The organism is Streptomyces sp. NPDC059679 (genome assembly GCF_042734105.1).
Lineage (GTDB): Bacteria > Actinomycetota > Actinomycetes > Streptomycetales > Streptomycetaceae > Streptomyces.
Map to the genome: position 1 here is coordinate 1 of NZ_JBHWES010000047.1, position 13,388 is coordinate 13,388.

A 13,388-nucleotide genomic window follows, 5' to 3' on the forward strand; every position below is an offset into this window, starting at 1 on the left:
GCGGGTTTGGTTTTTTCCCCTCCGTTTTTCACGGGGGCGGGCACTTGCGGTGGTGGCCCCTCCCGGGCCTCCGGGCCGGGGGGGGGGGGGGGGGGCCCCCCCCCCGCGGGTGTCGTGCTGGATTGGCTGTCAGGCGGCACTGTCTTCGGTCTTGCGCTCCCGGACGTAGCGGCGGACGTCGACGGGGTCGTAGCGGACGTGCTTGCCGATGCGGAAGCCGGGCGGGCCGATGCGCTTCTTGCGCCACTGGTAGACGGTTTCCAGGGGCACTTCGAAGAGCTCCGCGATGTCGTCGGGGGTGAGGTAGCGGTCCGGGAGTCCAGCCCGCAGCGTGGTTATGGCGGACGCCTCTGTCATCTGGTGGTCGCTCCTCCGTGGCGGGGTCTATGGGTTGTTGAGGGCCGCGTCTGTCCGAGGTGCGGATTTCTGCGTCATTGCGTCATCTGCGTCATTCAGGCTTCTGATCTGCGGTTTTGTGTGACGCAGTGGTTTGGGGGTGCGTCATCGGTGCGTCATGGGCTGCGTCATCGGGTGACGCAGATGACGCAGGATGACGCAGAGGCCGCCGTCTGCGTCATGGCTGTCGCCGCAGGTCAGGGGCCGTTTTTTCATCCGCATGACGCAGATGACGCAGCGTCTTCCCTCTTAGGACAAAAGAGGGGGGGTGCCTGTTGTGGTGCGGTGCGCCTCACAGCGTGAAGAAGGAGCCGCTGCGCGGCGCGACCATCGGGCGGCGTTCCGCCGAACAGCAAGAGGAGCACGCCTGGCCGGTGGTGCTCTTCTTGCTTGTCCGGACGATCGCGTGACGCGGTCAGAACATCGGTTTGTGCTCGTGTGGGGGCGGGGCCGGTTGGCGGGTCATTTCGAGGTAGCGGCCTTCGCTGGTGCGGCCCGAGTCGATGAGGACACCGCGAGCGGCAAGCGTCGGCTGGAGGCGCTTGAGCCGGTCGGAGAGGACCTTTCCTGTGGTCGGCCACCCCTTGGGCAGGGGACGCAGTTCGTCGCCGCTGTAGAGGCGACTGAGGCAGTGCAGCCACTCGGTGGAGGTCATCCGCTGCGCCGCGCCCGGCTCGATGCTGTCGGCGTACCTGAGGACGGTCTGCGCGAGGAGATCGCCCTCGATCACGTCGTCGTTCAGGTCGTCCAGACTGGCCCGGTACGCGGTGAGCGCCCCGAGACCGGTCGCCGCATCGAGCTGCGCACACAGGTGCGCGAAGTCGGCCATGCGCAGGTCGGTGGGGGTTTCCGCCTCGACTGCGCGGACTTTGACCGTGAGGTCCAGGAGAGACCCGAGGACGACGGGCAGAACTTCCGCGTACTCCGCCCACAGCTCGGCCTCGGTGCGCCGGACGCGGGGCCGCTCCAGACGTAGGGGCAGGAGCCGTTCGGCGAGGTCGGGCCGGATGACGCCCACGTCGATGCCGGTCAGGAGCATGGGGCGGCGGTAGCGGGCGCGGAAGACGTCCCCGTCGGTGAACAGGGCGCGCTTGACGTTCTCGGCTCCGGTGACGATGCAGCACATGGCGTCGGACAGGTCCGGGGTCATGTGGGAGAGGTTGTCCAGGGCCGTGACCCATCCGGCCGCTACCGCCGCGATCAGGTTCTCCTCATCCTTCGGCGCCCGGCGCAGGTCGCCACTCATGCCCTCGATGATCCGCACGAGCATGCGGCCCCCGGTGGACTTCCCGGCCCCCTGCGGGCCGGTGAGGAACGGCGCGGGGACGGGCACGGACGGCCCGAGGCAGCCGATCAGCCAGGCGATGGCCAGGCACTCGGTCTCCGCGTTGGCGAAGTTGCACAGCCGCAACAGGAGATCGATGCCCTTGCCGTCGGTGTCTTTGGCCGGCAGGGGCAGTTCCCCGGTGAGCTGGGTGCGCCGCCAGCACACCTCGCGCGGGTCGGGGATGGCGATGTCCCATCCGGTGGGGTGGATACGGACGGACTGCCCGTCGTTGCGGCCCAGGTCCAACCAGGTCGCTCCGTCGAGTCCGGGGGCGACGCGGATGTGGACGGGCTGCACGTCCTCGGTCAGCGCGAGTGCTTCGATCAAGTCCAACGCCTCCTTGAGTGCGGTCCCGTTGAACACGCCGCGCCCGTCCTTGAACAGGCCGACCATGAGTTCCTGGCGGTGGCTGCCTGTGGTGCCCTGGGAGCGGATCGGGCGGGCGACGGGGTGGCCGTTCTTCTGCGCGTAGACGGTTCCGTCGGCGGTGCGGAAGTACCGGAAGTGCGCCTGTGCGTAGTTGGTGATGACCTCGCGGGCGGGGTTCTTCTCGTCGTCGGGCATGGTCACAGTCCCAACTTGGCGCGGGCGTTGGTCCATGCGTCGGTGCAGTGCCGGGGTGATTCGCCCTTGGTCTGCGCGGCGGTGAACAGGCGCGCGATGTGGGCCTCGGTGAGGCAGCCGCACCGGCCATGGGCGGAGAGCACAGCGAGGAAGGTCCGGTACACGGTGGCGTGGACCGCGCTGGGGGCATCGGCGATGCGCTGCTCCGCCATGGCGATGCCACGCTCCAGATAGGACGGCGAGCGGTGGCGACACTCCCCGCCCCCGGCCAGTGCGGCCACGGTGACGGCGTGCGGCGCCTGCCGGACGGGTTCCTTCACGGCCAGCGCGCGCACGACCGCCGGCAACGCAGTCATGGAGCCAGCGCCGGGACCACGCCACCGCGCGTAGGCCATCGTGGACTTGAGATCGACACCCTCACGGACGCCGTTCACCGAGCGCATCGCACCCAGGTAGATCCAGTGCTCCCCACGGGTGGTGGGCACGGTCCGGGTGGGCGGGAGGGTCTGGCGGGCCCAGGAGACGGCCGCCGGGTTGTCGAGGTCCACGACGGTCAGCCCGGCGCCGCCGGGGTGGTAGGCGACGGCTACGGCCAGGTGCCAGGCGCGGGCCCAGGTCGGCGAGGCGATGACCTCGGGGTCGGTGGTGGCGGCGGCCCATGCATGGCAGGCGGAGGGGCACTGGCAGGGACCCGGGTCCTTCATGTTCGGCCGGCCGCCACAGGCGGCCCTGCCGGTCCGGGGGTCCTGCACGCAGGTGCGGCAGTTCCCGAACGGGACCTTGCCCCTGCGCAGGGGCAGCACCGGCAGGCCGGCCGCGGCCAGCTCCAGCGCAGTCCGCAGGGGCGAGGGGGCGGGGATGTCTCGCCGGATGACGGCGGGTTGGGTCATGCTGAATGTCTCCAGTTCTGTAGAGAGGGCTCGGAGACCGGGGCGGTCGTGACTTTGGCGAGAGACGGCCGCCCCAGCCGTGTCTAGAACGGGGGCTCGGCCCACGGGTCGACGTCGGGGCGCTGCCGACGCAGCCACCGGGGCAGGCGCGGGAGGGGGAGCAGGGTCCAGCGGCGGTTTTCGTCCCAGCAGTCGCAGGGGTCCCAGTCGCTCCCGGCGTATTCGCCGGTCTCGTAGTCGCCGTAGAAGGATTCGATGCCGCCGTCGCCGTCGCACTCGCGGCAGTTGGGGCGGGGGGTGTCGGTGAGAACGAGTGAGCGGCGGGGCCAGGTGCTGAGCTGGATACGCAGTCGGGGGATCATGCGGCGTCCTTGTTGAGTAGGGGTTGGTGCCAGCCGGGGAGTGCGGCCAGGACGCGGTTGCGCCAGGCCAGGGCGTAGGGCAGGCAGTTGGCGCAGTTCTTGTGTGTGTGGCCGGGCATAGGCGGGCGGCGGCGGGCGTGGTAGCTCCATGCGGCGGAGTCAGCGGAGGCCATCAGGTGGCCGACTCGCTGTAGGCCGATGGTCTTGAAGCCGAAGCCATGCAGCTTCAGCCCGTATCCGGCGAGGGTGGTCACGATGGCGACGGCTTCGCGTGTGGCCTGCCGCCGGCAGACGGAGCCAAGCCCGACGGTGGGTTCCCGGGTCAGGTCGACCCCGGCCCGCTCATACAGGGCCAGGCAGCGTTCGTAGTCGGGGAGCTCCCAGCCCTGGAGCACTGGCACGATCGGTAGATCCGGTGCGAGTTCCCGCAGTTCCAGGAAGTTCGCCACGGTGCGCCGCTGGTGCTCCGCGATGCTCAGGTGGGTGCCGGTGAAGCGCTGTCCGCCGACCGTGCCGCCCTGGATCATGATTGGCTCACACATCCAGTCCTGCGGCGCGGCCCAGTCGAACGGGCCGACGCATTCCCAGATGCGGCGCAGGTCGTTGATGTACTGACGCGGCGTGCGGGTCCAGCGGCCGTGACGCTGGAGCTCCGAGAAGCCGCCGGAGTCCACCGCGTATGGGCCCCGCGCGGGGCCCAGCTTGACCGCGCTGGCGAAGTGCTCGGACTTCAGGAACAGCGCCTTGTCGGTCAGCCGGACCCAGTGGCGCTTGTGGGTGGTCAGGTAGAAGCGCACAGATGCTCCCCTCAGCCGTGGAAGTGGCTGCGCTTGATGACGGCCTTGCGGATGTTGACCGTCGTTCCGACGCTCCGGCCGCGGCTGGTGCCGAAGAGCTGGACGGCGATGAAGCCGCCGAAGATGACCGCGGCCAGGATGATGAGCTGGGTGATGAACGCGGTCAGGGCAGCGATGAAGGTGGTGAGCAGGAACAGGCCGCCGCAGACCGCGCCGAATCCGATGCCGCCGAGTGCGACGTTGACCGCCGTCCGTGAGACGGCCGGGCGTGTCTCGACCGGCGCCGGGACGGGCGCGGGGGTGAGGGCGTAGCCGGTGACGATGCGGCCGTCGGGGAGCTGGATGCTCTGGACAGCCGGGACCGTACCGGGCTGGACGGGCACCAGGGGTGCGGCGGCCGGGTGGATGGTGATGGGCTGGGGCTGGTGGACTTCGACGGCCGCGGGCCGTTCGGGATGGGTCATCGTGGTTTCCCTTCCGGGACGGCTACGGGCCCGCGCATGGAGGTGTGCACGGGCCCGCAGGTGGGGTGTTACGAGCAGGTGTTAGGCGGTGTGAACGCCCGCTGTTAGGGCGCGTAACGCGTGTGCCTGCCTAGGGGTTTGGGTGTTAGGCGGGCGTAACGCGTTACGGGTGTCAGGCGGCCGTGAGGGCCGGGACGATGCGCCACCGGCCGGTGGCGTTGGTGGTGTCCAGTCGGCCCTCCTGCGCGGCTTCCTTCAGCCGCAGGGACACCCAGGAGCGGGAGAGGTTGTGCCGGTCGCACCAGTCCATGAAGTCCTTCGGACCGACGACCATCTGTCCCGCGCCCTCGAACTCCGCAAGCGCGTCAGCGAACAGTCGGCGGGCTTCCTCCGGCGACGGCTTGCGACCGCTTTCCTGCCCGAAGATCGGGGCGTCGTCGCCCTCCTCCGCGCCGGGCAGTTCCTCCTCCGGGTCGATACCAGCGTCTTCGGGGTCGACCAGCAGACCGCCGTTCATGTCGTCCTCCTCCTCGACGGCCCGCAGTGCCGCTGGCTGCGGGGCGCCGTCGTCGGTGGTGCGGCCGGTGTAGGCGCGGCCAGCCACCCCGGAGACCGCACCCGCGGTGACCGGGTCGGCGTGAGCGCCGTTGCGCTGCGCCCATGCGGCGAGGCGTTCCATGACCGGCACGGCCCGGATGGTGAAGCGCCGGGTCCGGCCCGGGGAGGGGTAGCGGTCCTCCTCGATGCCCGGTGAGACGACGTAGCAGTAGCCGGGGCGCCGGTTGCCCCACGCGCCGGGGTGCGCGCCCGCGTCGATGACCGTCTCCGGGAGGGAGAATCCCTCGTCGCGCGGGTCGCAGCCGAGCGCGATCACGGACGGCAGAGATGCGCGGGTGGAAGTGGACATCTGGTCGTAGGAGGGCCGCTGAAGCGAGACCACCAGCGAGATACCCGCGGACCGGGCTTCCTGCGCGATGCCGGTGAACGTGTCGTCCCCCAGGTTGCGCAGGGTGTTCGCGGCTTCCTCGAACCACGTGACCAGGAACGGCATGCCGGGGCAGCCGCAGGCGCGGCCGTCGCTGCGGCAGGTGTGCTCCGGATCGTTCTGCACCTCGGCCGCGGCCGGGGCCCACTGCCGGTAGCCGTGGGCGCCCAGCCAGCGTGTGCGGGCGGGGATGGCGGCCTCGACGGCCGCCACCATGATCTCTGTCTGTGTGCCGCCCTCGACATCCCAGTCCAGACCGGCCCGGAGGGGGGCGAAGTCCTGGAATGCCTTGGGGTCGGAGAACCACACGATCACGTCCCGGCGGGACAGGATCTCCGTCAGCACGTTCAGCGCGGTGTCGCCCTTGCCGGAGCCGGTGCCGCCCGCGATCAGGATGTGGGTGGAGTTGCGGCCCGCCTCCGGGTCGCCGGGCAGCCACATCACCAGCGGGGCGCCGTCGTCGTAGCGGCCGATGACCAGCGGTTCGGCGATCGAGCCGCCCAGGTTCGACGGCCCCTCCCACTCCACCACCTCCGAGAGCATGTCCTCTGGCACGATCACCAGGTCTCCGCGCCGTTCGGAGTCCGGGTCGGGCGTGTAGCGCACGGCGGACTTCGGCAGGTCCAGCGCGGAGGCGATCCGCGCCAGGGCCTTGGTGACGTCGTCGTTGGTCTGCTCGCCGGGCTCCAGCGCGACCGGCGCGGTGACCCGGTTGGGCTCCACCTTCGCGTTGCCGATCTGCGCCCGCGCCAGCCCCACCTTCTCCAGCAGACCGCCGTCCGTGCTGCCGTCCGGGGCGCCTTCGGGGTTGTGGCGCAGGACCATGCGCACGTTCCACGACAGCGCCACGACCGGGCCGCCCATCAGGTACAGGTCGTCGATCGGGCCCGTGGTCGGCCCGGCCAGACACGCGGCGGTCAGCCACGCCGACCCCGCGGCCACGGTGACGGCCGAGTGAAGGCGGCGCTGCTTGCTGGTCGACTTGCCCATCAGCCACGTGGCGCCGGTCAGCCCCACGGAGGCGAGGGTGAGCCCGACGCCGGCCGCGGCGCTCTCGCCCCACCGCCAGTTGCCCAGCGCTCCGGCCAGGCCGGTGGCGCCCCATCCGAGCCACGGGGGCAGGTGCGGCTTGACCCGGTGCAGCAGGTACGCCCGGATGCTCCCGCCGTCCGGCCCGCTCTGCGGGTGGCCAAGGAAGCCGATCATTCCGTCGTGGCCGTAGGCCGTCATGTGGTTCTGATTACGGGCCATTGGTGTGTCTCCTTACTGCTGGGCCCAGTTCATGGCCGGCTGCTGAGGCTTCCGGGCACGGTGACGGACGCGGTTGATCTCTTCTTCGAATTCCTGCTGGAAGGTCGAGTAGCAGGCCGCGGCGTTCTTCGCGGCGTCCCGCAGCGCGTCGGCGGACTTCCGCATCTTGCGGGCCACCTTCCGTGCCCGGATCCGTGAGCCGAACACGCGGCCCTCGGGGTCAGGCACGGCCGCCAGCACGCTTTCGAAGATCTCGGCACCCATCGCCACCTCGATGGACAGCGTCACGGCCGCCGCACGCAGCGTGTTGCAGTAGTTGCGCACCTGCGCCGGGGAGCCGAACTCCGGGGAAGGCAGCAGGGATTCGGCGTGCGGACGACCGCCGTTCGCACGGGTCTTGCTGCGGTTGTTGTTGACCGTGACGTTGATGGGCGGAACGAACGAGCCGCCCATCGCGCCGACGAACCCGCCAGCGGCGGCGCCCGCGTTGGCGAACTTGTTGGACTTCAGCGCCTGGTTGCCCCCATTGCGGGGAGCGCCGTTGGCGGAACGGGTCGATGCCATCAGACGATCTCTCCTTGTGTCAGCGGGTGTGGCGGACGATGAGCCATGCGGTTTGCGCGGCGATCAGGTTCAGCAGCCACCACAGCTCCAGCGCACCGGCCAACGGGCCGAACCCAGCAGCCGAAGCGGCCCAGGCGAGCCCGGAGGTGCCCAGGGCGGCCAGGGCGATGCGCCAGCCCCACACCGCGCCGCCCTTGGCCGGACGGCGACGCTGCACGATGGCCAGCCACAGCGCCGGGCCCACCGTCGCGGGGGCGAGCAGGAGACCGGACCACCAGGCCAGCGCGTGCAGGATCGCGGTGGTGGGGAAGGCCAGCAGGCCGAGGGCGAGTGGGGCCAGCGCGCGGCGGTGCTTCCACGCGAGCAGCGCCAGACCATCCACCACCAGACGGGCCAGGGTCGGGCGTTCGGGTATCACGAACATGAACTGGTCAGCGGAGCGTCGCCCGCGCTGACGCGGGATACGGACAGTGGTGACACCCGCCGCCGTCTTCACGGCGCGGGCACGGGTACGGCTGGACACAGCAAGGCTCCTTGGTCAGAAAGGTGGTTGGGGTGCTGTGCGGTGTGCGAAGGTTCAGCTCGCCGGGTCTGCGCGCCGGGTCTGCGAAGGTGCCGCTCGCCGGGGCTCACCGGGTCTGCTTCACTGGTGCGGTCGACTGCTTCCGGCAGTCGCAACGAGGGCCAGCCCAATTGGAGTGGGCTGGCCCTCATTGGTGGTGCCGGACGCTTCTCAGGCGCCGGATTCCTCGTGGGACATCAGCGAGCCCCACGCCCGACGCACCCGCTGCTCACCGCCGACGAAACCGGCCTCACGGAAGGCGGCAACTGCCTGGCGGTAGGACAGCGGCGGGTCGTCGGAGTAGCGAAGGTGCCGCAGGACGACCACGAGCTGTACATCGTCCAGCGGCTCCCCCACGACCGGCGTGGGCACGCCCGCAACGGCCGCGATCTCCTCCAGCGTCACGGGCGCCTCCGACGGGGGCGTCACGGGCGTGACGCCCTGCGGCGGAGCGGTCTCCAATTCGGGCGTGACCTGCGTGTCTTCCTCCGTCACGGGGGGCGTGACGCCCTCCCCGTCCCCGCCCTCGACAGCGAGCGGCGCCGGGTCGGCTGTGACGCCGTGGGCGGGGGGCGTGACGGGCAGGGCGAACATGCCCGCAAGCGCCGCGTCCGCGCCGTCCGTCATCCGCTGGCGCTGGACATCGACCAGGTTGTCCCCGAGCAGGGCATCCCCCGCACCGACCTTCTTCGCGAGCTTCCACGACTCCAGCTCGGAGTCATTGCGGGCGTCCTCGTCGGGGTGGTTGGCGGCGCGGGCACGGTGGTAGGCGAGCCGCTGCATCACGACCGCGTTCCGGCGCTGCGCATCGGCATCCACGCCCGTGAGGTAGACCACGATGCGGCGGGCCAGCAGACCCATGCCCTCCGCAGAGACACACATGGCCATCGGGGTGACGGCGAATACCACCGCCTCCGTCACGGTCTTGGCGACCGCGGCGCCGACCAGGGAGGCCACCGCCGGAAGCGTCCACAGCCCGATCCGCACGGCGGCCGGGGAGGACTGGCCCAGCATGGTCAGACCGACCAGCGTCAAGGCCAGGACCAGCGTCGCACCCTCGCCGGCCGCGACCACACCCAGCGCGGTAGCCGACCGATGGAACACGGACGTGATGTTGCTGTAGGTGCCGACCGCGCCCAGGCCGCCGAAGGCGACCATGGGCACCGCCGCAGCGCCCAAGACGATCTTCTGGGCCGTACTCAGGGCCCTTTCACGGGAGTCGCTCATCGAAGCTTCCTGTCGTCGAAGGGGTCAGATGGTGCGCTGTTCCTCGGATGCGATGCACGCCCCGCAGATGCCGCGGGAACGCGGGACGCGTAGCCGACATCGAGCCGACAGCTCGGGCCCGTGCGGCGGGCGAGAAGCCCGCCACGGCGCAGTGCCGTTACAGGTCGAAGAGGCCACCCTGCGCGGGGTCCGGCGCGGTGTGGGCCGCGCGCTGGGCGGCGCGGCGGGTGGCGTCTTGGCAGTCCGGGCACCACGCCCGCAGCTCGGCCGCCGGAAGCCCGGCCGCCACACTCGCGGGGGTGAGCGGGTCGGCCGGGGCGGCGATCAAGCGGACGGGCCCGCGGTGCTTGCTGGCGTGCTGGTCGTGCTCACGCGGACAACGGCCATCGCCCTTGATGTGCGGGTTGCCGCACTGGCCGGCGCACTCGCAGCGGTAACCCGCCGCCTTCATCACCGGCCGCCACGCAGCGGCGTAGACGATCGGCTCACTCACGCCGCCACCCCCGCACTGTGGCCCTGGCCCTGCTCCGTGCTGCTGGTCATGAGGCGTAGGGCGGCTATGGCCTGTTGCGGGAGGACGCCGTTGCCGAGCGCTTTGAGCTGCGCGGTGCGGGACAGGTCGGGGACGGCGGTGACGTGGCCGTTGTCGAGGCCCATGAGCCATTCGACGAAGGGCGGGTTCAGCCGTCCCAGATCGTCAGTTGGCCGGGGGGCGGGGCGGCCGATGACCTGCGCCCACCTTTCGATCGCCGCGGCGTACGGCCCCCAACGCTGCGGGCCGCATCCGTCAGGGTCTCCCCGTGTCCCCAGGCCGGGTTCGCTCCGCTGCTGCTCCTCGCGTCCGTTGCGGTCGGCGGTGGCAGCAGCTCCCCCACCTCCGCGGCCAGGCTCTTGCCATGCCTGCCCGCTTCCTGCGAGGGACTGCGCTTGGTCTGCCGGTTCTCGTTCGCCGACGCACGCGGCGTCGGCAGCAGCGAGACGACGTGCCGCAGGTTCATCCCGCCCTGCGCCGCGTGCCCGGCCCCGGTCGCCTCCGAGGTCGACGGCGTGGGCAGCAGGGATACCGCCGTCGGAAGCTGCCCCCTCTGGCCACCGCCGCGCCAGTCCCGCGCGGCGGGCGTCGGCAAGCCGGGCGAGGATGAACAGCCGCTTGCGCTGGTGAGCGGCGCCGACCTGGTCCGCGCGTACAACGCACCACTCCGCATCGAACCCGAGGGCGGCAAGGTCGGCGAGGACGGTGTCAAATCCGAGGGAAAGGTGCCCTGCGACGTTCTCAAAGACCGCGTAGCGGGGTCGTAGAACGCGAAGGGCACAGGCGATGTAGGGCCAGATGTGCCGGTCATCAGCGGTTCCCTTCCTCTTGCCGGCGGTGCTGAACGGCTGGCACGGATACCCGCCGCACAGGATGTCGACCGGTTCCACGTCCTCCCAGCGCACGGCCGTGATGTCGCCCAGATTCGGCACCCGCGGGTAGTGGTGGGCCAGGATGCGGGACGCGCCGGGGTCGTTGTCGGCGACCCATGCCAGCGAGCCGCCGAACACCTCCTGCACCGCCACGTCCAGACCGCCATAGCCGGTGCACACCGAACCGATCCGCACGGGACTCATGCCGCGCCCCCCACCAGCGCCGGAGTGGGAACGTCGCCGTAGCCGATCAGCTCCAGCTCAGCGCCCGCGTAGGTGGCGATCGTGCGCAGGACCTGCGTACGGCCACCACCTTGCACCCGGTAGTTCACGCGTTCAGGAGCGATGCCCAGCGCCTCGCGCCACGCCTCGAACTCGGCCAAGTCGTCGAAGAAGTCCAGCTCCACCCTGTTCAGGTAGATGGTGGACAGCCGCACGTCCGGCGCCGGAAGGTGCCCGAAGTCCGCAGCCAGCAGACGCAGTGTGCGTAGCGGAACGGCCAGGTCGTCAAACGTCAGACCCTTGCTCATGCCGCCACCGCCGACCGCACCACGGGGCGCCGCACCGACCGGCGCGAGCGGTGACCGGTCGGCCGCCTGCCCTTGATCGGACTGGTGCGCAGCAGCGACGCCGCGTACGCCGCGGCCTCCGGGTCCGACTGCCGGAGCTCCGCGAGCACGGCGCGGGCCACGTCCAGACGCGCCCTACGGTCGTCGTCGGATTCCGCGGCCGAACCGGTGAACAGCTCCAAGTCGATACCGAACGCCAACTCCGCGAAATCCTTCGCGGTAACGGCCTCATGACCAGCAACGATGCACTTCATGGGACGTGCTCCTCTCACATGGGAACGGCCCAAAAACAGCGGCGCCGGTGTTGCGAGCACCGGCGCCGCGAGCCGTTGAAGCGGTAGATCCGACTCCCCGCGCCCCGCCCGTACGGCCCCACGCAGTGCATGAGCCGGACGGGCGGAGGAGGCAACCGGCCGCAGCGATAGCCGCTGCGATGGCAGGAAGAAGAAGGACCGGCTTGTTCGTCGACGGAAGACGCCGCGAACGGGGATGACGCACAGGCGCCGCCGTGCCGGTCGATCACGGCGGCGCCCACGTATGTCGTTGGCTGTGCACGGTGCCCCCTTGCGTGGAAGCGGACGTGAACAGGTCTCCTTCGGGGCGTGCCGCGCCCGTATCAGGTAGCGCGGCATGACCCCGTTGTAGGCGTATGGAGACATGACCTTTCGGTCTAAGCCCTCCCGAATGACAAGGGTCGGGTGCGCCCTCCCCCCGTCCGCCGCGGGGCTCCTGGTCGTACGTGAGCCCTCAAGCAGCACCGATTCCTGGCACAGCTCTCCCGTTCCAGCCTGACTTACCTGGCTAGCCCGGTGGGCACGAGAACAACGTAGCCATCCTGGCTAGTCACGTCAACATGTGACTAGCCAGGCTGCCCAGATAGTCAGGTTGGCCGTAGCATCGAGGCATGACGTTTGCGCTTGAGCCTCTGGACCCGGACGACGATCGACCGCCATACGAGCAGGTGGCCCGCAGTCTCGGTGCGGCCATCCGAACCAGGAAGCTGGGCCCCGGGGAGAAGCTGCCGTCGCACAAGATGCTGACGGAGCACTACGGATTCGCCCGCGCGACCATTCAGCGGGCCCTTCGAGATCTCGAAGACGAGGGCCTTGTCGTCTCACGCAAGGGCAGCGGGGTCTTCGTACGGAACCGGACCGAACGACCTGCGGGTCTTCGCCCGTACGTCGAGCAAGCCTTCGCCAGCAGCAACGTGACCATCGACTTCGCTGGATTCTCCAGCGAGACCCTTCACGGCGCCCTACAGGAACCGCTGGACAAGATCCGAGTCGGACGGCTCACGCCGAAGAGCATCCGCATTCGGATCCTCGTCCCCGACATGTCCGTGCCGCAGGCCGCGCCAGTGAAGCGGGAGGACTGCGCGGACGACCCGAGACTCCGCGCCCGGATGCACGACATCATGATCGGCTACACCCGCAGCATCTCGGACGCCATAAGCGAACTCGGTCACCTGGGTCTGGTCCAGGAGAGCAACGTCAGTGTCCGCGTGCACAGCGGCACCCAGTTCTTCAAGCTCTACGTCATCAACAACGAGGACGCGTTCTTCGGCTACTACCCCATCCGGCCGAACAAGGTCGTCGCACAAGGCGAAGCGATCGAGATCTATGACCTCGTAGGCAAAGACACGATCCTGTTCCACCACTCCGTCAACGACGGTGATTCATCGGGCGGCGCGCAGCAGGTAGAGCAAGCCCGTATGTGGTTCGACAGTGTGTGGGACACGATCGGAAGGGACTTTGACGCTGATGCACGCTGACGCCCTAGCCGAAGTGCTCGGCACCTCTGACGCCGTTCTCTTCGATTTCGACGGCCCGATCTGCGACGTCTTTCGGGGACTGCCGGCCCCGGGCGTCGCGGATGAGCTTGCGGCCCTGCTCATCGCCCGCGTGCCCGCGCTCGAAGCGCGGGCCCCCGCCACGGTACACCCCATGGAGGAACACCGCCAGTCGCCGGAGGGGGGTGGCGACCTACAAAAGGTGGTTTAGAAAGCGCAAAACCAAACAGTCGTGTA

The 13,388-nt window shown here is 70.0% G+C and carries 16 protein-coding genes; 2 read left to right on the forward strand and 14 right to left on the reverse strand.

From position 1 onward, the window contains the following. Positions 1-129: 129 nt before the first annotated feature. The 14 genes from ACFV2X_RS36510 to ACFV2X_RS36575 form a co-directional block, all read right to left on the reverse strand. A complete protein-coding gene (locus ACFV2X_RS36510; protein ID WP_385625141.1) occupies positions 130-357 on the reverse strand; it encodes a helix-turn-helix domain-containing protein in 228 nt (75 codons plus the stop codon). Positions 358-811: 454 nt separating this feature from the next. Further along, positions 812-2,287, reverse strand: coding sequence for an ATP-binding protein (locus tag ACFV2X_RS36515; protein WP_385625343.1), 1,476 nt, complete (start codon positions 2,285-2,287; stop codon positions 812-814). Positions 2,288-2,289: 2 nt separating this feature from the next. Further along, a complete protein-coding gene (locus ACFV2X_RS36520; protein WP_385625144.1) occupies positions 2,290-3,177 on the reverse strand; it encodes a bifunctional DNA primase/polymerase in 888 nt (295 codons plus the stop codon). Between the two features lie 83 nt (positions 3,178-3,260). Then, the gene (locus ACFV2X_RS36525; RefSeq protein ID WP_385625146.1) at positions 3,261-3,539 is read right to left on the reverse strand and encodes a hypothetical protein; all 279 of its coding nucleotides are present in this window, start codon (positions 3,537-3,539) and stop codon (positions 3,261-3,263) included. Then, positions 3,536-4,336: a hypothetical protein gene (locus ACFV2X_RS36530; RefSeq protein WP_385625148.1), complete on the reverse strand. Its 801-nt coding sequence runs from the start codon at positions 4,334-4,336 to the stop codon at positions 3,536-3,538. Before ACFV2X_RS36530 ends, ACFV2X_RS36525 begins: the two co-directional genes overlap by 4 nt. Before the next feature lie 11 nt (positions 4,337-4,347). Beyond that, complete coding sequence (locus ACFV2X_RS36535) at positions 4,348-4,800, reverse strand: hypothetical protein (RefSeq protein WP_385625150.1); 453 nt, start codon at positions 4,798-4,800, stop codon at positions 4,348-4,350. A gap of 172 nt (positions 4,801-4,972) precedes the next feature. After that, complete coding sequence (gene traB / locus ACFV2X_RS36540) at positions 4,973-6,991, reverse strand: plasmid transfer protein TraB (RefSeq protein ID WP_385625345.1); 2,019 nt, start codon at positions 6,989-6,991, stop codon at positions 4,973-4,975. 57 nt (positions 6,992-7,048) lie between these two features. Then, positions 7,049-7,600, reverse strand: a complete 552-nt coding sequence (gene traA / locus ACFV2X_RS36545; RefSeq protein WP_385625152.1) for a plasmid transfer protein TraA — start codon at positions 7,598-7,600, stop codon at positions 7,049-7,051. A 19-nt stretch (positions 7,601-7,619) separates the two neighbouring features. Beyond that, on the reverse strand, positions 7,620-8,123 hold the full coding sequence (locus tag ACFV2X_RS36550) for a hypothetical protein (protein WP_385625154.1): 504 nt from the start codon (positions 8,121-8,123) through the stop codon (positions 7,620-7,622). 210 nt (positions 8,124-8,333) lie between these two features. Then, positions 8,334-9,389, reverse strand: a complete 1,056-nt coding sequence (locus ACFV2X_RS36555) for a hypothetical protein (RefSeq protein ID WP_385625156.1) — start codon at positions 9,387-9,389, stop codon at positions 8,334-8,336. 157 nt (positions 9,390-9,546) lie between these two features. After that, positions 9,547-9,882 carry a hypothetical protein gene (locus ACFV2X_RS36560; protein WP_385625158.1) on the reverse strand — a complete coding sequence of 112 codons (336 nt, stop codon included), beginning with the start codon at positions 9,880-9,882 and terminating at the stop codon, positions 9,547-9,549. Then, positions 9,879-10,997 (reverse strand): DNA cytosine methyltransferase, encoded by a 1,119-nt coding sequence (locus tag ACFV2X_RS36565; protein ID WP_385625160.1) that lies wholly within the window; start codon positions 10,995-10,997, stop codon positions 9,879-9,881. The genes ACFV2X_RS36560 and ACFV2X_RS36565 overlap by 4 nt, the downstream gene beginning before the upstream one ends. After that, complete coding sequence (locus tag ACFV2X_RS36570) at positions 10,994-11,323, reverse strand: hypothetical protein (RefSeq protein ID WP_385625162.1); 330 nt, start codon at positions 11,321-11,323, stop codon at positions 10,994-10,996. The genes ACFV2X_RS36565 and ACFV2X_RS36570 overlap by 4 nt, the downstream gene beginning before the upstream one ends. Further along, positions 11,320-11,616: a hypothetical protein gene (locus tag ACFV2X_RS36575; RefSeq protein ID WP_385625164.1), complete on the reverse strand. Its 297-nt coding sequence runs from the start codon at positions 11,614-11,616 to the stop codon at positions 11,320-11,322. Before ACFV2X_RS36575 ends, ACFV2X_RS36570 begins: the two co-directional genes overlap by 4 nt. 650 nt (positions 11,617-12,266) lie before the next feature. Between ACFV2X_RS36575 and ACFV2X_RS36580 the strand changes: the two genes are divergently transcribed. Further along, complete coding sequence (locus ACFV2X_RS36580; RefSeq protein WP_385625167.1) at positions 12,267-13,133, forward strand: winged helix-turn-helix domain-containing protein; 867 nt, start codon at positions 12,267-12,269, stop codon at positions 13,131-13,133. Then, positions 13,123-13,362 carry a hypothetical protein gene (locus ACFV2X_RS36585; RefSeq protein WP_385625170.1) on the forward strand — a complete coding sequence of 80 codons (240 nt, stop codon included), beginning with the start codon at positions 13,123-13,125 and terminating at the stop codon, positions 13,360-13,362. The genes ACFV2X_RS36580 and ACFV2X_RS36585 overlap by 11 nt, the downstream gene beginning before the upstream one ends. Positions 13,363-13,388: the final 26 nt, after the last annotated feature.

Coding starts and splice junctions, on each gene's coding strand:
- ACFV2X_RS36510 (WP_385625141.1), bottom strand. CDS start 357: ATGACAGAGGCGTCCGCCATAACCACGCTGCGGGCTGGACTCCCGGAC.
- ACFV2X_RS36515 (WP_385625343.1), bottom strand. CDS start 2,287: ATGCCCGACGACGAGAAGAACCCCGCCCGCGAGGTCATCACCAACTAC.
- ACFV2X_RS36520 (WP_385625144.1), bottom strand. CDS start 3,177: ATGACCCAACCCGCCGTCATCCGGCGAGACATCCCCGCCCCCTCGCCC.
- ACFV2X_RS36525 (WP_385625146.1), bottom strand. CDS start 3,539: ATGATCCCCCGACTGCGTATCCAGCTCAGCACCTGGCCCCGCCGCTCA.
- ACFV2X_RS36535 (WP_385625150.1), bottom strand. CDS start 4,800: ATGACCCATCCCGAACGGCCCGCGGCCGTCGAAGTCCACCAGCCCCAG.
- traB (WP_385625345.1), bottom strand. CDS start 6,991: ATGATCGGCTTCCTTGGCCACCCGCAGAGCGGGCCGGACGGCGGGAGC.
- traA (WP_385625152.1), bottom strand. CDS start 7,600: ATGGCATCGACCCGTTCCGCCAACGGCGCTCCCCGCAATGGGGGCAAC.
- ACFV2X_RS36555 (WP_385625156.1), bottom strand. CDS start 9,389: ATGAGCGACTCCCGTGAAAGGGCCCTGAGTACGGCCCAGAAGATCGTC.
- ACFV2X_RS36565 (WP_385625160.1), bottom strand. CDS start 10,997: ATGAGTCCCGTGCGGATCGGTTCGGTGTGCACCGGCTATGGCGGTCTG.
- ACFV2X_RS36570 (WP_385625162.1), bottom strand. CDS start 11,323: ATGAGCAAGGGTCTGACGTTTGACGACCTGGCCGTTCCGCTACGCACA.
- ACFV2X_RS36575 (WP_385625164.1), bottom strand. CDS start 11,616: ATGAAGTGCATCGTTGCTGGTCATGAGGCCGTTACCGCGAAGGATTTC.
- ACFV2X_RS36580 (WP_385625167.1), top strand. CDS start 12,267: ATGACGTTTGCGCTTGAGCCTCTGGACCCGGACGACGATCGACCGCCA.
- ACFV2X_RS36585 (WP_385625170.1), top strand. CDS start 13,123: ATGCACGCTGACGCCCTAGCCGAAGTGCTCGGCACCTCTGACGCCGTT.